Raw genomic sequence first — 23,750 nt, 5'->3', positions numbered from 1 at the left:
ACCTTAACGCCGGGTAATCAGCCCCTGCCGGGCTACGCGGGTCAGTTGTTTGATGACGTCGGGGGCGTCTTCGAGGCTCGGCGATTGAATCACCGCCAGATCGAAACTGTCGCTGGCAAATCGTGCCAGGGATTCTCCGTCTTCGACAAACTGGATCAGGAACGCTGCGGGCCCACCGGTACGACGTGGCCAGCCATCGAGGTAACGCAAGAGCGTCGGCTGATGTTTGCCGCCAAGCAGGATTTTTGGATTGCGCTGGGTGAGATGTGCCGTGATCGGCGCGGGACGTATAACGGGGCTTAGTGCATTCATTGTGTCGTGTCTCTGCCTCAAAAGTCTGCATGGCAGGTGAGAGGCAACACCGAACCAGCGCTTTAGCGGTATTTCGAAGCTGGCTTCCAGCTTCTATCGGCGACGAAATGAGTCACCTGGCGCCCCGCAAGTAGCTGTTTAAATCGGCGCATGGGACAACATCCTAGAGAAGCTGACTGGACAGTGTCAAGAATCGCGCATAACAAGGGGTTTGTGCGGGGGGCTGTTTGATTTGGGTGTATATCCGTTTTTTGGGTCGCGGCTGCTATGGGTTCCGCCCTTACGGCGGGTCACTTTCGAAAATCCGGAAGCCGGCCCAGTCGAAAGTAACCAAAGCGCTTCTACCCTTTCGTTCGGTGCCTCGCTAAGGCTCGGCATGCCCTCGCTCCGGTCCTGCTCCGTGGGCCCGCCGCCATCGGCCATCCATGGCCGGGGGCGGCTAACCCGGCATCCCTGCCGGGTTGCCCACTGCGCAGAACCTGCGCTCGGCCTCTCGAGGCGGCGGTGCATCAAAATCAAAAGCACGGCGGCCTGCAGGCCGGCCTGATTGGGGGTACGAGTTCCCCTGTAGGAGCGAGCTTGCTCGCGAAGATCGTCAACGATGACGCGTTTCAATCGGAGCACGCGGTGCCTGTGGGTGCATCGCGAGCAAGCTCGCTCCTACAGGGGACCGCTGTTGCTTCGGCTTTTGATCTTGATCAAAAACCAAACCAATCACCCAGCTATAGCGCGATCAGCCGACAGCTTCCCAGCCCCTTCAATCAACACCGCAATGCTGCCACCCAGCAAAGCCAGGGCAAATTCATAACCATTGTTGGCCATGAACAACCCATTAGGCAGGTGCACCGTAAAGATCGCCACCAGCGAAAGGAAGGTCAGGCCCAATGCTGCCGGGCGAGCCAGCAAGCCAATGATCAATGCCAGACCGGCGAAGAACTCGGTCCCACCCGCCAGCGTCGCCATCAAATACCCCGGCGTCAAACCGATGCTCTCCATGTACTGCGCAGTACCCGCCAGACCGTAACCACCGAACGCCCCGAAGAGTTTCTGCGCGCCGTGGGCAGCGAAGATGATGCCGACGAAAATCCGCAAAACAGTCAGGCCGTAGCCAGCGCGGGTAAACAGTACCTTGTTGATCAGTGAGTTCATGCTGCGTCATCCCTTGTGAGTAGTGTGTTGGTTGGCCGCTATATTAATCAGTAAATGTCATGTTAAAAGCGCAAAAAACCCGCCATAACAATCAGTTTATTCGATCACTTACGCAGGGCAACTTTCTGCCCCTGGGGCTCCAACGACTCCCGCTCCCGATCGAACGCCAAGTAATACTTGTTCACGCTATTAACATAGCTGACAGGGCCCATTCCCACCTGCTCCATGGCGATGCGCTCGACCTGGAAGAACCACTGATTGGGATTCAGACCGCGTCGCCGAGCCTCGGCGCGCATCCCCTGGACCCGTTCCGGCCCGATGTTGTAAGCCGCCAGCACAAACGCCATGCGCTCGCGTTCGTTGAGCTTGGGGCTGGCGAAAAACTTGCGGCGAATCATCGCCAGGTACTTGGCCCCGGCCTGCACATTGGCGTCCAGGTCCTGAATATTGTTGACCCCCACCCGCTGCGCCGCTGACGGGGTGATCTGCATCAGCCCGGTGGGGCCGCTGCCACTGCGGGCGTTGGGTTGCAGCGCGGATTCCTTGAACGCCAGCGCCGCCAGGTTCAGCCAGTCCATGCTCTGAGCGTCTGCGTGTTTCTGCAGCACCGGCCGAAGTTTTTCCAACCGCTGGCGGTCCGCCTTGGCCAACGGATAGTGCACTTGATACAAGCGTCGATAGATCCGCAGGAACGCGGCATCCTGATCCGAGGGTTTCTTGTACCCGGTCAGGAAACGATCGATGCTCGCCCGCAGCATCGAGGCATCGCGGCGCACGAACCAGAACTCTTCGCCCGGATCGCTGATCAGCACCTGCCGATCGAAACGCAACTTGGGCAGAATCTTGCCCCAGCGCTCGGCAATCGGTTGCTCGACGATGGTCAGGTGAAAGATTCCGCCCTGAACCATTTCCAGCACGTCCTCGACCGCCAGGGTGGGATCGACCCACTCGACTTTCACCGGCGGCAACTTGTGCAGGGCGAGCTTCTGGTTGATCTGGCTCACCGCATCCCCAGCCGCGCTGCCGGTGGGCAACGCGAGTGTTTTGCCGGAGAGTTGTTCGAGGCGGGTGTAACGTCGCTCGCCCTTGATCCCGACCAGGACCAACGGGATATTGCTGGCAATCGGTTCACTGGTGCTGACCGCGTGTCCCGGTTGCAGATCGAGCAGCTCCCCCGGTGCGACCAGATCACCTTCGCCGCGCTGCAACGCGCCGATCAGTTGATCCTTGGCCTTGGGAATGATCTTGAGGGTAATTTCCTGACCGTCGCGGGCATGGCCGTTGAGGTATTGCTCGAAGGCGCGCAAGCGGTGGTATTCGACACCGATGGCCTGGCCCTGGACTTCGCCGGAGCTGTTGCGACTCTGATTGACCAGCACCCTCAATACGCGGCTACTGCGGATTTCCGCCAGGTCGCGCACCTTGGTCGACGGCACGGCCTGCAGCGGGCCGGCCAGTCGCGCAACGGCCGGCATCGGCAACAGCAACGAACCACACAGCAGTAATAAAACCGAGGGACGTATCATCCACTCTCCGGAAAGGATACGGGTCCGGCCTCATGATTTTCATGAAGCTCAGACAACAGAAACAGGGCGCCTTGAGCGCTGGCAACGTGCGGAAGACTGGCACAGTGATGGCACATTAGCCATCCAGCGTGTCTTGCGGCCTCAAGAGACAGCTATAACCCGTTGTAGTTCTTCGTTTTTCTTATAAATCTACAGCTCTGATATGCTTTCCGGCCTTTGGTCCGAGGTAGCACCATGCAACTCATCGATATCGGCGTCAACCTGACCAACCCCAGTTTTGCCGACAAACACCAGGCTGTACTCGACCGCGCCTACGCCGCCGGGGTCTGCCAATTGGTGCTGACCGGCACCAGTGTCGAGGGTAGTGAGCAGGCGCTTGAGCTGTGCCAGCAACTGGATGAAACGGCGCAACGGCTGTTCGCCACCGCCGGCATTCACCCTCACTCGGCCAGCGACTGGAACGCCGACAGCGCCCAGCGTCTGCGCAGTTTGCTCAAGGAGCCGAACGTGGTGGCCGTGGGTGAATGCGGGCTGGATTTCAATCGGGATTTCTCGCCGCGCCCGCAACAGGAAAAAGTCCTCGAAGAGCACCTGGCGCTGGCAGTCGACCTGCAATTGCCGGTGTTCCTCCACGAACGCGACGCCAGTCAGCGGTTGCTGGAAATCCTCCGTGATTACCGTGATCAGCTGCCGGCTGCCGTGGTGCATTGTTTCACCGGCGAAAAGAAGGCGTTGTTCAGCTACCTCGACCTGGATTTGCACATCGGGATCACCGGCTGGATCTGCGACGAACGACGGGGCACGCACTTGCATCCGTTGGTAAAAGAAATCAAGCGCGGGCGCCTGATGCTGGAAAGCGATGCGCCGTACCTATTGCCGCGCAGCCTGCGGCCCAAGCCGAAAAACGGCCGCAACGAACCGGCGTATCTGACCGAAGTGCTGCGCGAAGTGGCGTTGCATCGCGGGGAGAGTGAGGAAGATCTGGCGGCGCACACAACCGCGTGTGCACGGGCATTTTACGGGCTGCCTTCAATCCCCCAGTAACCACAAATCCTTGTGGGAGCGGGCTTGCTCGCGAAAGCGGTGTGTCATTCAACATTGATGTCGACTGGCACTCCCTCTTCGCGAGCAAGCCCGCTCCCACATTGACCCATATCAAGAGTCGATTCCCTGGGTAGCGGCACAATAATGGCACCTTGCCAATACTGTTTCCGCTATCAGAGAAGACCTCCATGGGTGCCTGGCTTAGCAACATCTCGCTGAAATACAAATTCTGGGCGGTCAACGCCGTCGCCTTCGTCACCACGCTGATGCTCGTGCTGTACGCCGTGCAGCTCGAACAACAGGCCCGCAGCCATGCCGCCCAAGTGTCGGCCCAGGCCCAGGCGCGTTTGCTCAGCGCCTGGCCTGTCGGGCAGCCGCTGCCGAAGGCCGATCACCTGCTGACGTTCAGTCACGGGCAAGCACCGTTGCTCAACGGCCAACCGCTGTTGGAGCTGACCGATAGCAACGGTTGGGTCGAGATCAATGCAATGCCGTTGTTCGGCGACAACCTGTTGATGGGGGCCGAAGTGTTCACTCGCACCGACGGTCAACAGGTCGCTGTGGTGGCGTACGTCCCGAGCCTGGCCCAGGTGTTCGGCGAGCGCTTCGGCAACTATGCCGTGGCGGTGGCGATCCTGATGCTGGCGATGCTCGGTGCCTCGCAACTGTTGATCCGCTTTCTGCTCAGCCAACTCAATACCTTGAAAGACGTGATGCTGCACGTCGAGAACACCGGCGACCTCTCGGCCCGGGTCCCGCTGGCCTGTTCCGATGAAGTCGGGCAGATGGCCAACGCCTTCAACGCGATGCAGGCCGGTTATCAACGGGTGGTGAACACCGTGGCCAGCACCGCCCGGCAACTGGATGTCGGCGCGGCGCGGCTGGCGTCGAGCATGAACGAGGTGCGCCACGGCATGCTCGGCCAGCAAAGCGAAACCGATCAAGCCGCCACGGCGATCAATGAGATGACCGCCACCGTCTACCACATCGCCCAACACGCTGGCGCCACCCGCGACCTCTCGCAAACCGCCGACACCCTGGCCGGCAGCGGGCAGGCAGTGGTCAGTCGGGTGCAGAAGTCGATTGCTGGATTGTCCTCCGGTGTGCAACAGACCGCCGAGATGATTCAGCGACTGGCCGAAGACAGTCAGAAGATCAATGGTGTGGTCAGCGTGATTCACAGCATCGCCGAGCAAACCAATCTGCTGGCGCTGAACGCAGCGATTGAAGCGGCTCGCGCGGGTGAGATGGGGCGTGGTTTTGCGGTGGTGGCCGATGAGGTGCGCAACCTGGCCAAGCGCGTACAAACGTCTACCGATGAGATCACGCTCATGGTGTCCGCGTTGCAGGCCGGGACTCGGGACGCCGTGGACTTTATGCAGGAGAGTTCGTTCAAGGCTGACGATTGCGTGCAGCAGGCACAAGAGGCTGGCGCAGCGCTGGCGGAAATCACCAGCGCGGTGGCGCAGATGCGCGAAAGCAATACGCAGATCGCGGTGGCGGCCGAGCAACAGAGCCATGTGGCGGAAGAGATGAATCGGGCGGTGGTGAGCATTCGCGATGTGACCGAGAACACTGTGCAGCAGACGGTGGATTCGGCGACCACCAGTAATGAGTTGGCGGCGTTGGCTGGGGAGTTGAGCAAGGCCATCGGGCAGCTCAAGCTGTAAGGGCCTCTTCGCGGGCAAGCCCGCTCCCACAGGATTAGCGTTGTTTCAAAATTTGCGCATTACCTGTGGGAGCTGGCTTGCCAGCGAAGGCGTCAGATCATCCAACATCAATTCCAAACATGGCCCCTATCACTTCGATAGCCAACCTCGATTCGCCCCGCGCATTCGTCGGGCCTATTCTTCAATCATGTGTTCAACATGGATCGAGGATTAGCATCATGGGCAAACGTCACCCCAACCTTCCCGCCTGGCAATGGCGTGCCTACCCGAATAATCACCAGCACCCGACCAATCTGGTGCTGCACCTGATTGCCGTACCGCTGTTCATCGTAGCGTTTCTGCTGATTGTTTCCGGGGTGTTCGGCCTGAGCTTTGCCAATATCGCCATCGGCGTCATTGGCCTGCTCGCCGCGCTGGGCCTGCAACGTCACGGGCACAGCCTGGAGGCGCAAGCCTCCGAGCCATTCAGTGATCGCAAAGATGCGATGTCACGCCTGCTGGTCGAGCAGTTCCTGACCTTCCCTCGGTTTTTCCTCAGCGGCGGTTGGTGGCGCGCCTGGCGTGAGCGCCACCGTCGTCACTGATCTGGCGAAAATCGTCACCGTCTGCCGGCTCATGGCAATCAACCGACCATCCACATCCCACAGCTTCGCGGCGGCGTGACCGTAGCCGTCGGCCGCATATTCGGTTTCAACGAGGTACTTGCACCAGTCCAGCGTGCTCAGCGCCAGCAACGGCTGGACGAATTCGATGGTCCAGGTCAGCGTGCTGCCCATTGCCGGTTTCTTCAGGTGCGGCAACAAGGCCGGTGGCCACGCGTCTACCAGCGCCAGAATGTGCGACTCGCTGACAGCCTCTTCCTTCACATCCCCACGCAAACGCACCCAACCACCCATCTCGCGGGATTTGTTGCCGGTGAACGGCAAGCCGCCGACGCTCCAGCGCATCGCAAGGTGGCGCATGAATTCCGGGGTTACGCCTTTGATATAGGGCAGTTCCTGGCAGTCATCCCAATGCTTCATCTCGGGCGCCGGTTCGGCGGTGACCGCTACTTCGGATGGACGCGAGGCACCGAAGCTGCCCTGGATCAATGTCACCACCTGGCCCTTCTGCACCGCCCGGCCCAGTACCTGGCTGACGGCCTTGCCTTCGCGCAACACATCGACTTCAAAGCTGACCGGCACTTCGGGCTCGACCGGTCCGACAAAGGTGATCGCCAGCGAACGCACCGGACGATCCGCCGGAACCTTCGCGCGCATGGCTTCGTATTGCAACGCGGCCACCAGGCCACCAAAACTGGCGCGCCCCTGAGCCCATTCGGCCGGAATAGACAGCTCCAGCGGCTGGCTGCGGACGGCGTCGAGCAGATCGGAAAAGCGCATGGAAACCTCAGAAGCAGGAAAAGAATGAAGGGATCTTAACCAGCCTGAAAGGACAGCACAGTGCCTATTTCGGCCAAATTGACTGACAGAAGGGCCGCATCCGGCTCGAACACTCATTCTCTATCCAATACAAAACCAATGTGGGAGCGGGCTTGCTCGCGAAGGCGGTCTGACATTCAACATTGATGTCGACTGGAAGTCCGCCTTCGCGAGCAAGCCCGCTCCCACATTGGTTCAGTGTTGCCCGCACATAGGGTGTTCTCAGGATTTGAAACAGCGGTCGCTGAGTTTGTCGAGCACGCGGTCGGCGCGGGCTTCGGCGTTGGCCATGGTGGTTTTCCAGACCGCGACACAGGGCTGCAAATCCGCTTCCTCTTCGGCCCTGGCCAGCCATTGCCAGCTGTCGTGCCAATCGCCCAAAGCACCTTGGGCCGATTTGAGTCGGGGCAGCGCCTGCTTCGGCAAACGATCGAGTTCGGGATAGGCCTCGATGCCATAGCGCACACGCTTGATCAACAAGCGTAAGCGATGACGATCATGGGCCGGGTCGTGCAGCGCCTGGTCGAGTTTCTTCCACTGCTTGCCCAGGCGTTTTTCGATGCGTTTGCGCAATCCCTTGAGCAACCCCTGACGCTGGGAGGCTCGCAGAAACCGCGGAAAGGCGTCAAAGATCATCAGGAACTGCGCGAGTTCCGAACTGTGCGCGACCGCCGGATAGGCCTCCGCCATCAGCACCATGCGCCGGTGCGCGGCCTCGGGTTGACCGTGCTCGAGCAAGTACGCCGCCAGCACTTCGCGATCGCGCAGCGGCGTGGTCAGGTCACCGACCCGGGACGCCGCCGCTTCCAGTTGTTCGACGCCCGGCAAGCCGCGCAAAGGTCGCAACAAGCTGCGCATACGACGAACCGTCGTGCGCAAGTCATGCAACGCTTCCGGGTCGGTACGGGCACTCAAGCGTGCCTGACAGGCCAGCAGACGAACTTCCAGGCCCAGGACATGAGCCACCAACCGATCAACCATGGCAGACATCGCTTGCTCCTTGAATCGAGTTGCCCCTGTTCTCTACATCATGCCTCAACGGCCGGCGCGTGACTCACGAATATAGAAGCGCGCCCGCTCGGCTTTCTTGGTGCAACCTTCGAAGCCCTCGAATTGCTGTTGGGTCTTGGCCGCGGTCAACAGCGACAGGGCCTTGGAGTAGCTGACGGTGCCGGCGAAACCTTCGGCCTTGGCCAGGTCCAGCTCATGCCACGCGGCATCGAGCCCGCTACCGCAGCTGTCACGGTAAGCGGTTTTACCGGCACAACCGGCGAGTGCCAGGGCAATCAATGGCACACAGATCCAGGCTTTCATCACTCACACCTCAACAATAGGTAAACAGTCGTGCAGGTAAGACGGTCCGTCACGTGAAAAGTGCCTTGGCCCCGACTCGGAAACTATAGCGCTGGCGAGAATACCCAACTGCCGCCATGGAGTGTCGAAAAAACGACGCCCTCCCCTCACCGAGCGACCTTAGCGATTGAAGCGCGCCCCTCGATGGGTGCATTGTTGAACCTTGTCAGACGAGGGCGATTCATGAAAAAGCGTGTCGCACTGGTACTGGGCTCTGGCGGGGCCCGGGGCTATGCCCATATCGGGGTCATTGAAGAAATCGAACGGCGTGGCTACGACATTGCCTGCATTGCCGGTTGTTCCATGGGCGCGGTGGTCGGCGGCATCTACGCCGCCGGCAAGCTCGATGATTATCGCGACTGGATCGAGAGCCTGGACTACCTCGACGTCTTGCGCCTGGTGGACGTCAGTTTTCGTCTCGGTGCGATTCGTGGAGAAAAGGTCTTCGGGCAAATCCGCAAGATCGTTGGCGAGATCAATATCGAAGACCTGCGCATCCCCTACACGGCGGTGGCCACCGACCTGACCAACCAGCAGGAAATCTGGTTCCAGGAAGGCTGCCTGCACCAGGCGATGCGCGCCTCGGCGGCGATCCCCAGCCTGTTTACCCCGGTGATGCAGGGCAATCGCATGCTGGTCGACGGTGGCATCCTCAACCCTTTACCGATCGTGCCCGTGGTGTCGAGTCACTGCGACCTGATCATCGCGGTCAACCTCAACTCGACCAACCAGCGTCACTATCAACTGCCGGTGATCCAGCGCCCGGCGGCATTCAAGAGCCGCTTTGACAGCCTGATCAATTCGCTCGGCTCGAAATTGCCGTTCCGCCGCAAACAGGCGGAACAATTGCTGTTGCTGGAAAAGGAAGCGTTGATGGCCGAAGCGGCCGACATCAACCCGTGGGTCGAATCCGCCGAACCCGAAGCCCAGCAACCGGCCGCCGCGCCTGAACGTGATGGTGCGCCGAAGTCTGCAACGGGCTCATTCATCATCGACAACGTCGGGCCGGCGTCCTTGCTGGACTTGATCAACCAGAGTTTCGAGGTGATGCAGACGTCATTGGCGCAGTACAAGATTGCCGGGTATCCACCGGACATCCTGATCAACGTGCCGAAGCGGGTGTGCCGGTTTTTCGAGTTCTACAAGGCGCCGGAGCTGATCGCGCTGGGGCGGGAAATTGCGCGGGATACGCTGGATCGGTATGAGAATGAGCAGAACCGGGATTCTTGAAGTTCTCGAGTGAATGTTCGGGCCTCTTCGCGGGCAAGCCTCGCTCCTACAGGATGGGTGTCGCTCGCGAGTTTTGTGCACGACACCACCCCTGTAGGAGCGATGCTTGCCCGCGAAGGCGCCAGATCATTCACCACAAAACCTAAAGACCACCCTCACTCAACAACCGATACCCAACCCCCGCTTCAGTCACGATAAACCGTGGCTGGGTCGGATCATCCGCCAGTTTCTGCCGTAAATGCCCGACCACAATCCGCAAGTAATGACTGTCGTCGGTATGCGTCGGCCCCCAGATGTCCTTGAGCAATTGCTGCTGGGTGATGACCCGTCCCGGATGCCGGGCCAATTGCGCCAGCACCGCGTACTCCTTGCGGGTCAGCGCGACTTCGGTGCCATCGAGCAGCACCCGGCGATACGCCAGGTCCACGGTCAACGGGCCGAACGCCAGCGCCGCTTGCTGGGCTTCACCGGCCGGCGCCTGACGCAACAACGCACGCACCCTGGCGAGGAATTCCTGAATGCCGAACGGTTTGGTCACGTAGTCGTTGGCGCCGCCGTCCAGCGCTTCGACTTTCTGCCCTTCGCTGGCCCGCACCGAGAGCACCAGCACCGGCACCGTCGACCATTCGCGAAACTCGCGCAGCACTTGCTGGCCGTCCATGTCCGGCAGGCCGAGATCGAGCACCAGCAGGTCCGGTTTGTTCAGCGCGGCCTGGGCCAGGCCTTCGGTGCCGGTGCCCGCCTCCAGCACTTTGTAGCCCTGGGAAACCAGGCTGATACGCAGGAACTTGCGGATCTGCGGTTCGTCGTCGATGACCAAAATGGTCGCGGTCTGGCTCATGAATTCACATCAACAAAATGAGTGGCAAGAGAGTAGCGCAAGTGCGTTCAGGCTTCACTTTCGGCTTTTAATTTTCAAAGGCCGGTTGTTCCTGCAACGGCAGGTGCAGCGTGATACAGGTGCCGCGCCCTTCGATGCCGTCGGCGACGCTGATTCGCCCGCCGTGAGCGCCGACCATGCCCTGACAAATCGCCAGCCCCAACCCCGTGCCCTGCCCGCCACGATCACCGCGCGCGGCGGTGTAGAACATATCAAAAATCTTCGACCGCTCCTCCTCCGGAATCCCCGGTCCTTCATCGCTCACCGAGAAAAACAGCTCGGTATCATCGGTCCCGGCGCGCAATTGCAGACGGCCGTGAGTCGGTGAAAATCGCGCCGCGTTTTCCAGCACGTTGACCAGCGCCTGTTCGATCAGCGCGGCGTGGACGTAGAGCAGCGGCAATTCCGGCGGCACTTCGGTGCTCACCTGCAACGGCGCCAGCACGGCGCGCAGGCGATTGAGCGAACTGCCGACAATGTCGGCCGGTGACACCCAGTCTCGCGCCAGCTTCAGGGCACCGTGACCGAGGCGGGTCATGTCCAGCAGGTTTTGAATGTAGCGATCGAGGCGTTCGGCTTCATCGCGCGTGCCTTCCAGCAGCTCGCGACGGTCCTCCAGCGGAATGGCTTCGCCGAGGGCCAACAGGCTGTCGATGCTGCCGCGCATGGACGTCAACGGTGTGCGCAAGTCGTGGGACACCGAGGCCAGCAAGGCGCTGCGCAGTTGCTCGGTTTCGCCGTGCAGGCGCGCCGCTTCAAGGTCTTCGGCCAATTGCGCGCGAGCCAGCGCCTGAGCCAGCGGCTGGCTCAACGCGGTCAGCAAACGGCGGCGCTGGCCGCTCAAGGTCTGGCCTTCTTTGGCGCACACGCCGAGCAACGCCAGCGGCCCGTCTTCCACCGACAACGGCCACCACCACCAACGCCCAAACGGCAACGTGCCGGTGCCCGCGCCCGCCGGTTGATCATGTTGCCAGGCCCAATCGGCGGCGGCGCGTTCAGCTTCGGAGAACTCCAGCGGGCCACCGGTTTCGACTTTCCAGCCACCCTGATTATCGCGATTGAGCAGGCACAGTTGCAGATCGCTCCAGCCGTTGAGGTGCTGGGCGGCGGCGCTGACCACAGCCTGACGGTCGGTGGCGGCGGTGAGTTTGCGCGACAGGTCGAGCAGTTCGGTGGTTTCTTCCTGGGTGTCGCGCAGCGCCTGCAATTGCCGCCGCTGCCGTGCTGCGAGGTTACCGGTGAGGGCCGCCATCAGCAGGAAGAACAACAAAGTCAGCACGTCTTCTTCGCGCTGGATGCTGAAGGAGAAATTCGGTGGAATGAACAAAAAGTCGTAGGTCAGGAACGACAGCGCCGCACAGGCCAGCGCCGGGCCGAGGCTGCTGCGCACCGCCACCAGCAACACGGCGGCGAGGAACACCAGCGAGATGTTCGGCAACGGCAACACGCTCGCCACCGCCCAGGCCAGCGCACTGGCCAACACCGTCGCGACCAGCGCCAGCGCGTAGTCGAACCAGACCAGCGAATGCGCCGCACGTTGCCGTGGCGGGTGCTGTTCGTGTTCGCTGTCGATGACGTTGATTTCCAGCCCACGCGCATTGCGCAGCAAACGTGACGCCAGGCCGCCGCCGAACAATCGTCGACGCAAACGCTGTCGCGACTGACCGACCAGTACCAGGCTGGCGCGGCGTTCGGCGGCGTGCTGGATCAGGGTTTTCGCCACTTCGCCGGCCCGCAGCAACACCACTTCGCCGCCCAGACGCTCGGCCAGTTGCTGGGCACTTTGCAGGCGCAGGCGCGATTGCTCGTCACGCACGCTGCCGTTGTCGACATGCACCAGGCTCCACGGCAAGTGCCGACGCTGGGCGACGCGGCTGGCATGCCGCACCAGGCGTTCGGCCTGCGCATCGCCGTCGACACCCACCAGCAAGCGACCGCGCACGGCCGGCGCATCCTGGCCGAGCTGGCGGTAACCCTGGGCCAAATCGTTATCGACCTGGGCGGCGGCGGTTTGCATCGCCAGTTCGCGCAGCGCGGTGAGATTGGTCTGGGTGAAGAACGCGTCGATGGCCGCCCGAGCCTGCTCCGGCACGTAGACCTTGCCGTCGCGCAGACGCTCAAGCAGTTCGCGCGGTGGCAGGTCGACCAGCAGCAGTTCGTAAGCCTCTTGCAGCACCCAGTCCGGCAAGGTTTCACGGACCTGCACGCCGGTGATGCCGCGCACCTGATCGTTGAGGCTTTCCAGGTGCTGGACGTTGACCGTGGTGAACACGTCGATGCCGGCTGAGAGCAGTTCCTGGATGTCCTGCCACCGTTTGGCGTGACGACTGCCGGGGGCATTGGTGTGGGCCAGTTCGTCCACCAGCACCAGTTTCGGTTTGGCCGCGAGCAGGCCGTCGAGGTCCATTTCTTCGAGCACCACGCCACGGTATTCCGAGCGCACCAACGGCTGCTGCGGCAAGCCGCCGAGCAGCGCTTCGGTTTCCGCGCGGCCGTGCGTCTCGACCACGCCAGCGATGATTTTCACGCCCTGGCGCAGTTGGGTGTGGGCCGCTTGCAGCATGGCGTACGTCTTGCCGACACCGGGCGCCGCGCCGAGGAAAACCTTGAGCCGGCCACGACCATCGCGGGGCAGGTCTGCTAACAGCGCGTCGGCGCGGCCGGAGTCACTCATGCTTGAAGCTCTCTTCTATTCAGGTAGTGATGGGGTGTCTACGAGGCCGCCTTCGCGAGCAAGCCCGCTCCCACATTGGAATGCATTTTCCTGTGGGAGCGGGCTTGCTCGCGAATGGCGGCGCCACCGATCTACAGGTTTTCCAGCGCCATGTTCAGCGCCAGCACATTCACCACCGGTGGCCCCACCAGCGGCTGCTCGATGTGCGCCTCCAGCAATTGCTGAAGCGTAGACACCGGCAGGTTGCGCGCCGCCGCAACACGCGCCAGTTGATAGGCAATCGCCGCCGGTGGCAAGTGTGGATCGAGGCCGCTGCCGGAGGTGGTCAGCATCGCCAGCGGCACCGGCCCCTGGCCTGGTACCAACAGTTTATTGGCATCGTCGATCACCCGAGTGGCCAGCGCCGGGTTGCTGGGCGACAGGTTGCTGGCGCTGCTCGACACGGTGGCGAAAGCACCGGCCGATGGCCGTGGGTGGAACCAGGCGTCACCGACGAAATCCTGGGCAATCAGCGACGATCCACGGACCTTGCCGTCGGCGTCGTGCACCAGGCTGCCGTTGGCCTGATCCGGGAAGGCGACCTGGGCCACGCCGGTGACCACCAAAGGGTAGGCGACGCCAGTGATCAGGGTCATCAGCACTAACAGGCTCAAGGCCGGACGTATCATTGTGGACATTTCAAATTCCTCGAATTCGGATAAAAACCGCTGCGTTCATTCAGATGGACCGTGTCGTATTCTTCGCGAGCAAGCTTTGCTCCTACGGGGCGGTGGCGTGCACACGTTTTGCGAACACCTCAAACCCCGTAGGAGCGAGGCTTGCCCGCGAAGGCGGTGTGGCGGACACACCGCTATGCAGGGTCAAACCAGGTGCAAGGCGGTCAGCAGCATGTCGATGGCCTTGATCCCCACGAACGGCACCAGAATCCCGCCCAGCCCGTAGATCAGCAGATTGCGTCGCAGCAACGCCGCCGCACTCGCCGCTTGCACCCGCACGCCGCGCAATGCCAACGGAATCAGCACGACGATGATCAACGCGTTGAACACGATCGCCGAGAGAATCGCGCTCTGCGGACTGCTCAGGTGCATGACGTTGAGCACGCCCAGTTGCGGGTAGATCGAGGCGAACAGCGCCGGCAGGATCGCGAAGTATTTGGCCACGTCGTTGGCGATGGAAAACGTCGTCAGCGCACCGCGAGTCACCAGCAATTCCTTGCCGATCTGCACCACGTCCAGCAGCTTGGTCGGGTCGCTGTCGAGGTCGACCATGTTCGCCGCCTCGCGTGCCGCTTGCGTCCCGTCGTTCATCGCCATGCCCACGTCCGCCTGGGCCAGTGCCGGGGCGTCGTTGGCGCCGTCGCCGCACATGGCGACCAGGCGGCCGTCGTTCTGCTCGTGACGAATGCGCGCCAGTTTTTTCTCCGGCGTGGCTTCAGCCAGCACGTCATCCACGCCCGCCTCAGCAGCAATCGCGGCGGCGGTCAGCGGGTTGTCGCCGGTCACCATGACCGTGCGAATCCCCAGTTTGCGCAGTTCGGCGAAACGTTCGCGGATGCCGGGCTTGACCACGTCCTTGAGGTGAATCGCACCGAGCAATTTACCGTCGACGCAGACCAGCAACGGTGTGCCGCCGCTCTGGGCGATCTTGTCGATTTCCCGCGACAGCGACGCGGCCAGATCGGCGCGCTTCAGGCCGACGAAGGCCAGCAGCGAATCCACCGCGCCCTTGCGATACACGCGGCCCTGATAGTCGACACCGGACAAGCGAGTCTCGGCGCTGAACGGTACAGCCGTCAGCAGTTCGGTGGACGGCTCAGGCTGTGGCTGAGTGCCGCGCAGGTACTCGACGATGGATTTACCTTCGGCCGTGTCGTCGGCCAGCGAGGCGAACAACGCACCTTCGGCGAGTTCCTTGGCAGAGACGCCAGGTGCCGCAAAAACGGCAGTGCAGCGACGGTTACCGAAGGTGATGGTGCCGGTCTTGTCCAGCAGCAGGACGTGTACGTCGCCTGCCGCTTCCACCGCGCGACCGGATTTGGCGATCACGTTAAGGCGCACCAGACGGTCCATCCCGGCGATACCGATGGCCGACAACAGGCCGCCAATGGTGGTCGGAATCAGCGTGACCAATAACGCCACCAGGAACACCAGCGGCAGGCTGCCGTTGGCGAAGTGGGCGAACGGTTGCAGGGTCACGACCACCAGCAGAAAGATCAGGGTCAGGCCGATCAGCAGGATGTCGAGCGCCACTTCGTTCGGGGTTTTCTGGCGTTTGGCGCCTTCGACCAGGGCGATCATGCGGTCCAGGGTCGACTCGCCGGGGTTAGCGGTAATGCGCACCAACAGCCAGTCGGAGACCAGGCGGGTGTTGCCGGTGACGGCCGAACGGTCGCCGCCGGACTCGCGGATCACCGGCGCGGATTCACCGGTAATCGCTGCTTCGTTGACCGCCGCGATGCCTTCGATCACTTCGCCGTCACCGGGGATCATTTCCCCGGCTTCAACGCGCACCACGTCACCCTTGCGCAGGCTGGTCGCCGGCACCACTTGAAAGACCCCGTTGCTGGTTTTGCGTCGGGCGCTCAAGCCTTCACTGCCCGCCTTGAGGCTGTCGGCGCGGGCCTTGCCGCGACCTTCGGCCAAGGCTTCGGCGAAGTTGGCGAACAACACGGTGAACCACAGCCACAGGGCGATTTGCGCCGCGACAAAGGTCGGCACTGCCGTGTCGGGAATGAAGCACAGCACGGTGGTCAGGATCGCGGTCAGTTCGACCACCAGCATCACCGGCGCACGCTGCAATTGCCGTGGGTCGAGCTTGACGAAAGCTTGCACCAGCGCCGGCCGCCACAGGGCCGAGATCGCGGTTTTCGGTTGCTCCGGCGCCTTGACGGCGGCGGTTTTAGTTACGGGCATATTCATCATTGACTCCTTAGAAGCCCATGCTCAGGTGTTCAGCGATTGGGCCCAAAGCCAGGGTCGGCAGGAAGGTCAAACCACCCACCAGCAAAATGGTCACGGTCAGCAAGGTCACGAACAGCGGGCCGTGGGTCGGGAAGCTGTTCTGGCCGATCGGTGCGGTTTTCTTCATCGCCAGGCTGCCGGCCAACGCCAGTACCGGGAGGATGTAACCGAAGCGCCCGATCAACATGCCCAAGCCCAGCATCAGGTTATGGAACGCGGTGTTGGCGCCGAAGCCGCCGAACGCCGAGCCGTTGTTGGCACTGGCCGAGGTGTAGGCGTAGAGCAACTGGCTGAAACCGTGGGCGCCGGGGTTACTCACCGCCGCGACCGGGCCGGGCAGGCTCGCGGCAATCGCGCCGAGCACCAGCACGCCGACCGGCATCACCAGCAAGGTCACCACCAGCAACTGCACTTCCTTGGCCTGCAATTTCTTGCCGAGGTATTCCGGGGTGCGGCCGATCATCAGGCCGGCGAGGAACACCGCGATCAATACGTTGAGCAACATGCCGTAGAGCCCGGCACCGACGCCGCCGAAGATCACTTCGCCGACCATCATGTTGACCAGCGCGACCATACCGCTCAGCGGGTTGAGGCTGTCGTGCATGCCATTGACCGAACCGTTGGACGCCGCCGTGGTGGTCACCGACCACAGCACCGTGGCGGTGGTGCCGAAGCGCGCTTCCTTACCTTCCAGCGGCGCGGTCTGTTCGACGGCGACGTTGTTCAGGGTCGGGTTCGGTTGGTATTCAGCCCACAGCGAGGTCGCGCCGCCGATCAAGAACAGCGCCAGCATGCAGGCGATGATCGCGCGGCTCTGACGCAGGTCTTTCACGTAGTGGCCGAAGGTGAACACCAGCGCGACCGGGATCAGGATGATCGACGCCATCTCGAACAGGTTGCTCCAGGCGGTCGGGTTCTCGAACGGGTGCGCCGAGTTGACGCCGAAGAAACCACCACCGTTGGTGCCCAGTTGCTTGATCGCAATCTGGCTGGCGGCCGGGCCGAGCGGGATCACCTGATCAACGCCTTGCAGGGTCACGGCATTCACGTACTGCGCGAAGGTTTGTGGCACGCCCTGCCAGACCAGGTACAGCGCCAGCAACAGGCACAGTGGCAGCAAGCCGTAGAGGGTCGCGCGGGTCATGTCGACCCAGAAGTTGCCAAGGGTCTTGGTCGACTTGCGCCCGATACCGCGACACAGTGCAACCAGCACGGCGAGGCCGGTGGCGGCGCTGACGAAGTTCTGCACGGTGAGGCCGGCCATCTGACTGAGGTAGCTCAGGGACGCTTCGCCGCTGTAGGCCTGCCAGTTGGTGTTGGTCATGAAACTGATGGCGGTGTTGAACGCCAGCGTCCACTCCTGACCCGGCAGGTTTTGCGGGTTCAGTGGCAAGTGGTCCTGGAACAACAGGATCGCGAACAACAGCAGGAAGCCTGCGAGGTTGAAGGCGAGCAAGGCCAGGGTGTATTTCTGCCAGCTCTGTTCGGCCTGCGGATCAACGCCGGCCACTCGATAACACCCGCGCTCCACCGGTCCGAGGATCGGTGTCAGCCAGGTGCGTTGCCCCTCCATGACCTTGTAGTAGAAACGCCCCAGAAACGGTGCCGGTATCAGCACCACGGCGAAGAAGGCCAGGATCAGCCAATAGTCATAACTGTGCATAGCCGCTCCTAGTTCCGGTCCGCGCGCAACAGCGCAACCAACAGATAAATGAACAGCCCCACTGCCAGCAGCAGTGACACCCCGTCCAGAACGCTCATGGAAGTTCTCCGTGTTACGGCGTATTGCCGCGTGTGGAGTCATTGTCGGCAGGGAGGCTGTAAAGGAACGAGACCGAGGGTGTTGGCTGTGCATAAAGAAAGCGTAAAGAGTGGGTTTATGCTGGCGTTACAGCGTTGTTCTGAGGGGCCTCTTCGCGGGCAAGCCTCGCTCCTACAGGAAGTGCGGCGCTCCTGACTTTGTAGGAGCGAGGCTTGCTCGCGAAGACGGCATGACAGGCAACAATGCCCCCAACTGACGCACAAAAAAGGCTCATTACGCCGCAAACATCCTCGATACGACGCCTTTTTGCGCTTTACGACTGCCATCACAACACTGGCACGCCCACTGCACGCGCCCTCCCCCGAGCTTTCCAAACCGTTCAGGGAGCAAACGCATGAACACACAACTCAAACCCACGCTGGGCACGCTGCACCTGTGGGGCATTGCGGTCGGACTGGTGATTTCCGGGGAATACTTCGGCTGGAGTTACGGCTGGGGCGTGGCCGGCACGCTGGGCTTTCTGGTGACCTCGTTCATGGTCGCTACGATGTACACCTGCTTCATCTTCAGTTTCACCGAACTGACCACCGCGATTCCCCATGCCGGCGGGCCCTTTGCCTACAGCCGCCGCGCCTTTGGCGAGAAAGGCGGTTTGATCGCCGGGCTGGCGACCCTGATCGAATTCGTCTTCGCCCCACCCGCGATTGCCTTGGCGATTGGTGCCTACCTGAACGTACAATTTCCCGCCCTCGACCCGAAACACGCAGCGGTCGGCGCGTACATCGTGTTCATGGGCCTGAACATCCTCGGGGTGAAACTCGCGGCGACCTTTGAACTGGTGGTCTGCGTGCTGGCGGTTGCCGAGTTGTTGGTGTTCATGGGCGTGGTCGCCCCGGCGTTCAGCTTCAGCAACTTCGCGCTCAATGGCTGGGCCGGTTCCGACGTGTTCGGCGCACCGGCGATTGCCGGGATGTTCGCGGCGATTCCGTTTGCCATCTGGTTCTTCCTGGCCATCGAAGGCGCCGCCATGGCGGCTGAAGAAGCCAAGGACCCGAAACGCACGATTCCCAAGGCCTACATCAGCGGCATCCTGACGCTGGTGTTGCTGGCGATGGGCGTGATGTTCTTTGCTGGCGGCGTCGGCGATTGGCGCACCCTGTCGAACATCAACGATCCACTGCCGCAAGCCATGAAGACCGTGGTCGGCGAAAGCTCCGGTTGGTTGCACATGCTGGTGTGGATCGGCCTGTTCGGCCTGGTTGCAAGTTTCCACGGGATCATCCTGGGCTACTCACGGCAGTTCTTCGCCCTCGCCCGCGCCGGTTACCTGCCGGCGTCCCTGGCCAAACTGTCACGCTTCCAGACGCCGCACCGGGCAATCATCGCCGGCGGCGTGATCGGCATCGCCGCCATCTACAGTGACGGTTTGATCAACCTCGGCGGCATGACGCTGACGGCAGCGATGATCACCATGGCGGTGTTCGGGGCGATCGTGATGTACATCATGAGCATGCTCAGCCTGTTCAAACTGCGTAAAACCGAGCCGAACCTGGAGCGCACGTTCCGCGCGCCGTGCTATCCGTTGGTGCCGCTGATTGCGCTGGTGCTGGCGGTGGTCTGCCTGGTGGCCATGGCCTGGTTCAACACGCTGATCGGGGTGATCTTCCTTGGCTTCATGGCCGTGGGTTTCGTGTACTTCATGCTGACCGCGCAATTGCGTGCCGATGCGCCGGCGGATGCAATGTTGACCGGGCTCTAAACAGTCGCGATACGGCAGGCCTATCAGGCATAGAATGGAGCACTGCGATGGAACTGGAGCGAAATCCAAACGCTCAAAGTGTTATGCACGATCGATTGGCGAAACCCGCCAATCGGCCTGCCCTCAAGGAGAGCCCTTATGCCCTGGTATGCCTGGTTGATTCTGGTCGTTGCAATCGGCTCGATCGTTGGCGGTTTAATGATGTTGCGTGATACCGCCACCAAGGTCGATCTGACCGAAGAGCAACGTAAACGCGTCGCCGAACGCAATGCGGAAATAGATGCCAAGGAAGCTCAGGACCGCTAAACAACGCCATTGAAACGGCGGCGAACTTCAATGTGTAGCAGCTGGCGAAGCCTGCGTTCGGCTGCGCAGCAGTCGTAAAGTCAGCGAACGCGGTGAAGCAGGAAAACCGCGTTATCTGGATTTACGACTGCTGCGCAGCCGAACGCAGGCTTCGCCAGCTGCTACAGGTTGTACTTCTATTCCCAATCGGCCTTGGCGATGTGCAAGCCATGCAGCCCTTTGTACGCCGCGCGCTCAGGCTGGCTCCAGCCCTGCAGCAATGAATCCTCCAAGCGATAAATCTCCACCCCGAGCGGTCGACACACGCTCAGTGGATCCTGCGCATCCGGTCCCCACATCGCCAGCGACAGATCGCCACCCGGGCAGGTGGACAGCGCGCACAACAGGTCGATCTCGGCAAAAAATTCCAGGTAGTCACCCTTCTGCGCCGGACAGGCTTTCATGAAATACATGTCGTCGTGGTTCAGGCCGGTGCACTGGAAAATGTTCAACACGTCGTGCACGTCGAACTCAGTCAGGCCATGGGGCAACACTGCACGCGTCAGGTTCGAGTGGCAGTGATGATGGAAATCTTCGCCGGTGAGCATTTTGTTCACATAGGGATCGCAGCGCGTACCGAGCAAATCGTGCAAGCGGCCGCCATGTTCGTCGATGCCATAACCGGCCAGGCTATCGTCGGTGATGGTCACCAGCGGCCGCAAAAAAGGCAGATTCGACCAGAGCCGGTCATGGGTGCTGACATGCGCGCCCTGAAGCTGGCGGGTCCGCGCCGCCCACAAGCGTTCACGCGGATCGTTGGCGTTCCAGACGTTGAAATCACCGACTTGCGGGCCGACCGGCGTCGTGACCCGGAACACGTGTCCGGCCGGCACTTTCCAGGCGCGACCGGTGCGGATCGGCACCTCGAAGGATTCGATCAGCGTACGCCCGTCCTTGGTGTCGCGGATCCGCTCATAGAACGCTTTGTCCACCTGCAAGGCCGAGCCTTTGCTGACTTGATAGGCCGCCGGATAGTCTTTGTACATGGCACGAATCCTCGATCAGTGATGGGAAATCGGAGCAAGCAACTGCAACAGGAGTTGTTCGGAATCGTCGAGATACAAACTCATGGCGTCTTCGGCCGCGGGTTTGTCGCCTTCGGCCAGCAAGTCGTGTATCTGCCGGTCGCGCGCAAGCCAGGGCGCCTGAAAGCTCGATTCGTCGGGCGCGCTGCAAAACACCAGGCGCAATTGCGCGACGACGTTGGTGAAGAACTCGTCGAACAGTGGGCTGCGCAGCAACCCGACGATGTGTTGATGAAACGCCAGGCTGTGGGTGCCGACGGCGCGCCAGTCTTCGCGTTCCCGGGCCAGCTCGGTGGCCTCCAGGGATTCAAGCATCCGGTCGGACTGATAATCGCGCAGCGGCTGACTCGCGCTGATGGCCTGCAACTCAAGGGTGCGCCGGACGTTGAACAGGTCCCGCACATCATCAACGCCAAGCCTGCGCACCATCACGCCTTTGTTGCGCACATATCGGGTCAGACCTTCCTGTCCCAGGCGATGCAGCGCTTCGCGAATGGTGTTGCGGGACGCGTTGTAGGCCGACACCAGATCGTTTTCCACCAGCGCCATGCCGGGCAGCAAACGGCCGCCGATGATGTCGGCGCGCAACTCCAGTGTGATGTGGTCGGCCAGGGACAGTCCGCTGCTCATGCTCATCGCCTCGTGATTGTTCAACAATCGTCGATTAATGAGTAATCACTATTCGTGCCACTTACCGAATCGTTTACGACGGAGTTGGACGCATCTGCATGCTTTTTAGAAGTAGAAGTACAGTCACCATCTCATTTTCATTGGTTAATATGGCGCATTGTTGCGGAGATTCGACATGCGTTACTCGCAGGACCACAAAGCCCAGACCCACGAACGCATTATCAAGGAAGCTTCAGCGCGCTTTCGCCGCGATGGCATTGGCGCGACAGGCCTGCAACCCCTCATGAAAGCACTGGGCTTGACGCACGGCGGCTTTTACTCGCATTTCAAGTCCAAGGACGAACTCGTAGAAAAGGCGTTGCAAACCGCCGGTGATGAAGTGGATGTGCTGTGTGCCGATCTGTTCGCCCAGGATCGTCCGCTGGAAGCGTTCATCGATACCTATTTGTCCGAATGGCATAAGACTTCACCGCATGAAGGTTGCCCACTGCTGACCATGTCATCGGAACTTGGCATGCGCGGGCAGCCGAGCTCGACCACAGATGTGGTGCTCAACGCACGGCTCGAACAGGTGCAAGGCACCCTTGAAGGCGAGGACGCCGCCGACCGCAGCGTCGTCATTATGTCGACGCTGGTCGGGGCGCTATTGCTATCGCGCAGTGTCGAGAATCCTGAGCTGGCCCAGCGGATTCTCGACGTCACTCGCGATTTTCTTAAACAACCGAGGGATTAACCCTCCCAGCGCTTGAACAACACGCTGGCGTTCACCCCGCCAAAGCCAAAGCCATTGGACAACGCATACTCGATGGGCATCGGCCGCGCCTGACCGTGAACGATGTCCACGCCTTGGGCGGCAGGGTCCGGGTTATCGAAATTGAGGGTCGCCGGCACGATCTGATCGCGAATGGCCAACAACGTAAAGATCGCCTCGATCCCGCCCGCTGCACCGAGCAAATGCCCGGTCGCCGACTTGGTCGACGTCACCGCAATCTTGTTGTCCGCGCCGAACAATGCCTTGATCGCCGCCAATTCGCCAAGATCGCCCACCGGGGTCGACGTGGCGTGGGCATTGAGATGCTGCACCTGTGCTGGCGAGATACCCGCCTGAGCCAACGCCAGCGTCATCGCCCGTCGCGCACCACTGCCATCCTCCGGGCCTGCCGTCAGGTGATAGGCATCGGCGCTGGTGCCGTAACCGACCAGCTCCGCCAGCGGTTGAGCGCCGCGCGCCAAGGCATGCTCCAGGGATTCAATTACCAGAAGACCCGCGCCCTCGCCCATGACGAAACCATCGCGATCACTGTCGAACGGTCGCGAAGCACGTTCCGGAGTTTCATTGAAACCGCTGGACAAGGCCCGCGCAGCGGCAAACCCGGCGAGGCTGACGCGATCGATCGCCGCTTCCGCGCCGCCGCACACCGCAATGTCCGCCTCACCACAACGAATCAGCCGCGCTGCATCGCCAATCGCCTGAACCCCGGCCGCGCAGGCCGTGACCGGTGCGCCCAATGGGCCTTTGAAACCGTGCTGGATCGACACATGACCCGCGGCGAGGTTGACCAGAAACGACGGAATCGTGAACGGCGACAAGCGTCGCGGCCCACGGCTGTCCGTGGTGCGCACCGCATCGGCAATCGCACCGAAGCCACCCACGCCCGAACCGATGATGGTTGCGGTGCGCTCCTGGGCATTGGCGTCCTGAGCCTGCCAACCGGCCTGTTCCAGCGCCTGACGCGCCGCTTCCATGGCGAACAGAATGAAGCGGTCCATCTTCTTTTGTTCTTTGGGCGGCGTCGCCCGGTCCGGGTCAAACCCCGCCTCGGCATCGTCAGCCAGGGTCGGCACAGCGCCGCCAACCTTGGCCGGCAGATCGGCAACCACCTCGTCCGGCAAATTGCGCAACCCGGAACGTCCGGCCAACAGTCGCTCCCAGACGGCTTCGACACCGCTACCCAACGGAGACACCAGGCCCATGCCCGTTACAACCACTCGACGATCACTCATACCGCA

Annotated in this window: 21 protein-coding genes and 1 pseudogene; 7 read left to right on the top strand and 15 right to left on the bottom strand. The window is 61.6% G+C overall.

Annotated elements, in window-relative coordinates:
* Positions 1-3: 3 nt before the first annotated feature.
* The 3 genes from ACIPL2_RS07245 to ACIPL2_RS07235 all read right to left on the bottom strand — a co-directional run bounded on the left by ACIPL2_RS07245 (position 4) and on the right by ACIPL2_RS07235 (position 2,987).
* Positions 4-312, bottom strand: a complete 309-nt coding sequence (locus ACIPL2_RS07245) for a class I SAM-dependent methyltransferase (protein ID WP_401354408.1) — start codon at positions 310-312, stop codon at positions 4-6.
* A 714-nt stretch (positions 313-1,026) separates the two neighbouring features.
* The gene (locus tag ACIPL2_RS07240; RefSeq protein WP_401354405.1) at positions 1,027-1,461 is read right to left on the bottom strand and encodes a DoxX family protein; all 435 of its coding nucleotides are present in this window, start codon (positions 1,459-1,461) and stop codon (positions 1,027-1,029) included.
* A 104-nt stretch (positions 1,462-1,565) separates the two neighbouring features.
* Positions 1,566-2,987: a transglycosylase SLT domain-containing protein gene (locus ACIPL2_RS07235; RefSeq protein WP_401354402.1), complete on the bottom strand. Its 1,422-nt coding sequence runs from the start codon at positions 2,985-2,987 to the stop codon at positions 1,566-1,568.
* Positions 2,988-3,221: 234 nt separating this feature from the next.
* Here ACIPL2_RS07235 and ACIPL2_RS07230 point away from each other — a divergent pair, with 234 nt between their 5' ends.
* The 3 genes from ACIPL2_RS07230 (at position 3,222) to ACIPL2_RS07220 (ending at position 6,285) form a co-directional block, all read left to right on the top strand.
* The gene (locus ACIPL2_RS07230) at positions 3,222-4,031 is read left to right on the top strand and encodes a TatD family hydrolase (protein WP_401354399.1); all 810 of its coding nucleotides are present in this window, start codon (positions 3,222-3,224) and stop codon (positions 4,029-4,031) included.
* 188 nt (positions 4,032-4,219) lie between these two features.
* Positions 4,220-5,701, top strand: coding sequence for a methyl-accepting chemotaxis protein (locus ACIPL2_RS07225; protein WP_401354397.1), 1,482 nt, complete (start codon positions 4,220-4,222; stop codon positions 5,699-5,701).
* 218 nt (positions 5,702-5,919) lie between these two features.
* A complete protein-coding gene (locus ACIPL2_RS07220; RefSeq protein ID WP_401354395.1) occupies positions 5,920-6,285 on the top strand; it encodes a terminase in 366 nt (121 codons plus the stop codon).
* Positions 6,286-6,288: 3 nt separating this feature from the next.
* On the opposite strand, the pseudogene ACIPL2_RS07215 reads toward ACIPL2_RS07220, so the two are convergent.
* The 3 genes and pseudogenes from ACIPL2_RS07215 to ACIPL2_RS07205 all read right to left on the bottom strand — a co-directional run.
* A pseudogene (locus ACIPL2_RS07215) lies at positions 6,289-7,083 on the bottom strand (acyl-CoA thioesterase); the annotation flags it as partial.
* A 261-nt stretch (positions 7,084-7,344) separates the two neighbouring features.
* Entirely contained in the window at positions 7,345-8,112 is a 768-nt protein-coding gene (locus ACIPL2_RS07210; RefSeq protein ID WP_401354392.1) for a CHAD domain-containing protein, read from the bottom strand.
* 45 nt (positions 8,113-8,157) lie between these two features.
* Complete coding sequence (locus tag ACIPL2_RS07205; RefSeq protein WP_401354390.1) at positions 8,158-8,436, bottom strand: hypothetical protein; 279 nt, start codon at positions 8,434-8,436, stop codon at positions 8,158-8,160.
* Positions 8,437-8,658: 222 nt separating this feature from the next.
* Between ACIPL2_RS07205 and ACIPL2_RS07200 the strand changes: the two genes are divergently transcribed.
* A complete protein-coding gene (locus ACIPL2_RS07200) occupies positions 8,659-9,705 on the top strand; it encodes a patatin-like phospholipase family protein (RefSeq protein ID WP_401354388.1) in 1,047 nt (348 codons plus the stop codon).
* 142 nt (positions 9,706-9,847) lie between these two features.
* On the opposite strand, the gene ACIPL2_RS07195 is transcribed toward ACIPL2_RS07200, so the two are convergent.
* The 6 genes from ACIPL2_RS07195 to kdpF all read right to left on the bottom strand — a co-directional run bounded on the left by ACIPL2_RS07195 (position 9,848) and on the right by kdpF (position 17,980).
* Positions 9,848-10,546, bottom strand: coding sequence for a response regulator (locus ACIPL2_RS07195; protein ID WP_401354385.1), 699 nt, complete (start codon positions 10,544-10,546; stop codon positions 9,848-9,850).
* 67 nt (positions 10,547-10,613) lie between these two features.
* The gene (locus tag ACIPL2_RS07190) at positions 10,614-13,259 is read right to left on the bottom strand and encodes a DUF4118 domain-containing protein (protein ID WP_401354383.1); all 2,646 of its coding nucleotides are present in this window, start codon (positions 13,257-13,259) and stop codon (positions 10,614-10,616) included.
* Between the two features lie 131 nt (positions 13,260-13,390).
* Positions 13,391-13,936, bottom strand: a complete 546-nt coding sequence (kdpC, locus tag ACIPL2_RS07185; RefSeq protein WP_401354381.1) for a potassium-transporting ATPase subunit KdpC — start codon at positions 13,934-13,936, stop codon at positions 13,391-13,393.
* Positions 13,937-14,119: 183 nt separating this feature from the next.
* Positions 14,120-16,177 carry a potassium-transporting ATPase subunit KdpB gene (gene kdpB, locus ACIPL2_RS07180; protein WP_401354378.1) on the bottom strand — a complete coding sequence of 686 codons (2,058 nt, stop codon included), beginning with the start codon at positions 16,175-16,177 and terminating at the stop codon, positions 14,120-14,122.
* A gap of 10 nt (positions 16,178-16,187) precedes the next feature.
* Positions 16,188-17,882: a potassium-transporting ATPase subunit KdpA gene (gene kdpA / locus ACIPL2_RS07175; protein ID WP_401354377.1), complete on the bottom strand. Its 1,695-nt coding sequence runs from the start codon at positions 17,880-17,882 to the stop codon at positions 16,188-16,190.
* Between the two features lie 8 nt (positions 17,883-17,890).
* On the bottom strand, positions 17,891-17,980 hold the full coding sequence (gene kdpF, locus ACIPL2_RS07170) for a K(+)-transporting ATPase subunit F (RefSeq protein WP_007899818.1): 90 nt from the start codon (positions 17,978-17,980) through the stop codon (positions 17,891-17,893).
* A gap of 395 nt (positions 17,981-18,375) precedes the next feature.
* On the opposite strand from kdpF, the gene eat reads away from it, so the two are divergent.
* Positions 18,376-19,740, top strand: coding sequence for an ethanolamine permease (gene eat, locus ACIPL2_RS07165; protein WP_401354375.1), 1,365 nt, complete (start codon positions 18,376-18,378; stop codon positions 19,738-19,740).
* Positions 19,741-19,878: 138 nt separating this feature from the next.
* The gene (locus tag ACIPL2_RS07160) at positions 19,879-20,046 is read left to right on the top strand and encodes a DUF2897 family protein (RefSeq protein WP_401354372.1); all 168 of its coding nucleotides are present in this window, start codon (positions 19,879-19,881) and stop codon (positions 20,044-20,046) included.
* Positions 20,047-20,222: 176 nt separating this feature from the next.
* On the opposite strand, the gene ACIPL2_RS07155 is transcribed toward ACIPL2_RS07160, so the two are convergent.
* The gene (locus ACIPL2_RS07155; RefSeq protein ID WP_059406779.1) at positions 20,223-21,071 is read right to left on the bottom strand and encodes a DUF1989 domain-containing protein; all 849 of its coding nucleotides are present in this window, start codon (positions 21,069-21,071) and stop codon (positions 20,223-20,225) included.
* A gap of 15 nt (positions 21,072-21,086) precedes the next feature.
* On the bottom strand, positions 21,087-21,740 hold the full coding sequence (locus tag ACIPL2_RS07150) for a GntR family transcriptional regulator (RefSeq protein ID WP_401354370.1): 654 nt from the start codon (positions 21,738-21,740) through the stop codon (positions 21,087-21,089).
* 175 nt (positions 21,741-21,915) lie between these two features.
* On the opposite strand from ACIPL2_RS07150, the gene ACIPL2_RS07145 reads away from it, so the two are divergent.
* The gene (locus tag ACIPL2_RS07145; RefSeq protein WP_401354368.1) at positions 21,916-22,473 is read left to right on the top strand and encodes a TetR/AcrR family transcriptional regulator; all 558 of its coding nucleotides are present in this window, start codon (positions 21,916-21,918) and stop codon (positions 22,471-22,473) included.
* On the opposite strand, the gene fabF is transcribed toward ACIPL2_RS07145, so the two are convergent.
* Entirely contained in the window at positions 22,470-23,744 is a 1,275-nt protein-coding gene (gene fabF / locus ACIPL2_RS07140) for a beta-ketoacyl-ACP synthase II (protein WP_401354365.1), read from the bottom strand. The two genes, ACIPL2_RS07145 and fabF, sit on opposite strands and share 4 nt — an antisense overlap.
* Positions 23,745-23,750 lie beyond the last annotated feature (6 nt).

The organism is Pseudomonas sp. NPDC086251 (assembly GCF_044746405.1).
Lineage (GTDB): Bacteria > Pseudomonadota > Gammaproteobacteria > Pseudomonadales > Pseudomonadaceae > Aquipseudomonas.
The sequence above is the reverse complement of the archived record's forward strand: the minus strand, read 5'-3'. Positions and strand labels throughout refer to the sequence as shown.

Bases quoted from the DNA above. Each gene is read 5' to 3' on its own strand.
- ACIPL2_RS07205 (WP_401354390.1), bottom strand. From the start codon at position 8,436: ATGAAAGCCTGGATCTGTGTGCCATTGATTGCCCTGGCACTCGCCGGT.
- ACIPL2_RS07230 (WP_401354399.1), top strand. From the start codon at position 3,222: ATGCAACTCATCGATATCGGCGTCAACCTGACCAACCCCAGTTTTGCC.
- ACIPL2_RS07210 (WP_401354392.1), bottom strand. From the start codon at position 8,112: ATGTCTGCCATGGTTGATCGGTTGGTGGCTCATGTCCTGGGCCTGGAA.
- fabF (WP_401354365.1), bottom strand. From the start codon at position 23,744: ATGAGTGATCGTCGAGTGGTTGTAACGGGCATGGGCCTGGTGTCTCCG.
- ACIPL2_RS07240 (WP_401354405.1), bottom strand. From the start codon at position 1,461: ATGAACTCACTGATCAACAAGGTACTGTTTACCCGCGCTGGCTACGGC.
- kdpB (WP_401354378.1), bottom strand. From the start codon at position 16,177: ATGAATATGCCCGTAACTAAAACCGCCGCCGTCAAGGCGCCGGAGCAA.
- ACIPL2_RS07145 (WP_401354368.1), top strand. From the start codon at position 21,916: ATGCGTTACTCGCAGGACCACAAAGCCCAGACCCACGAACGCATTATC.
- ACIPL2_RS07195 (WP_401354385.1), bottom strand. From the start codon at position 10,546: ATGAGCCAGACCGCGACCATTTTGGTCATCGACGACGAACCGCAGATC.
- ACIPL2_RS07155 (WP_059406779.1), bottom strand. From the start codon at position 21,071: ATGTACAAAGACTATCCGGCGGCCTATCAAGTCAGCAAAGGCTCGGCC.
- ACIPL2_RS07220 (WP_401354395.1), top strand. From the start codon at position 5,920: ATGGGCAAACGTCACCCCAACCTTCCCGCCTGGCAATGGCGTGCCTAC.
- ACIPL2_RS07225 (WP_401354397.1), top strand. From the start codon at position 4,220: ATGGGTGCCTGGCTTAGCAACATCTCGCTGAAATACAAATTCTGGGCG.
- ACIPL2_RS07200 (WP_401354388.1), top strand. From the start codon at position 8,659: ATGAAAAAGCGTGTCGCACTGGTACTGGGCTCTGGCGGGGCCCGGGGC.
- kdpF (WP_007899818.1), bottom strand. From the start codon at position 17,980: ATGAGCGTTCTGGACGGGGTGTCACTGCTGCTGGCAGTGGGGCTGTTC.
- ACIPL2_RS07150 (WP_401354370.1), bottom strand. From the start codon at position 21,740: ATGAGCAGCGGACTGTCCCTGGCCGACCACATCACACTGGAGTTGCGC.
- kdpA (WP_401354377.1), bottom strand. From the start codon at position 17,882: ATGCACAGTTATGACTATTGGCTGATCCTGGCCTTCTTCGCCGTGGTG.
- ACIPL2_RS07235 (WP_401354402.1), bottom strand. From the start codon at position 2,987: ATGATACGTCCCTCGGTTTTATTACTGCTGTGTGGTTCGTTGCTGTTG.
- eat (WP_401354375.1), top strand. From the start codon at position 18,376: ATGAACACACAACTCAAACCCACGCTGGGCACGCTGCACCTGTGGGGC.
- ACIPL2_RS07245 (WP_401354408.1), bottom strand. From the start codon at position 312: ATGAATGCACTAAGCCCCGTTATACGTCCCGCGCCGATCACGGCACAT.
- ACIPL2_RS07160 (WP_401354372.1), top strand. From the start codon at position 19,879: ATGCCCTGGTATGCCTGGTTGATTCTGGTCGTTGCAATCGGCTCGATC.
- ACIPL2_RS07190 (WP_401354383.1), bottom strand. From the start codon at position 13,259: ATGAGTGACTCCGGCCGCGCCGACGCGCTGTTAGCAGACCTGCCCCGC.
- kdpC (WP_401354381.1), bottom strand. From the start codon at position 13,936: ATGTCCACAATGATACGTCCGGCCTTGAGCCTGTTAGTGCTGATGACC.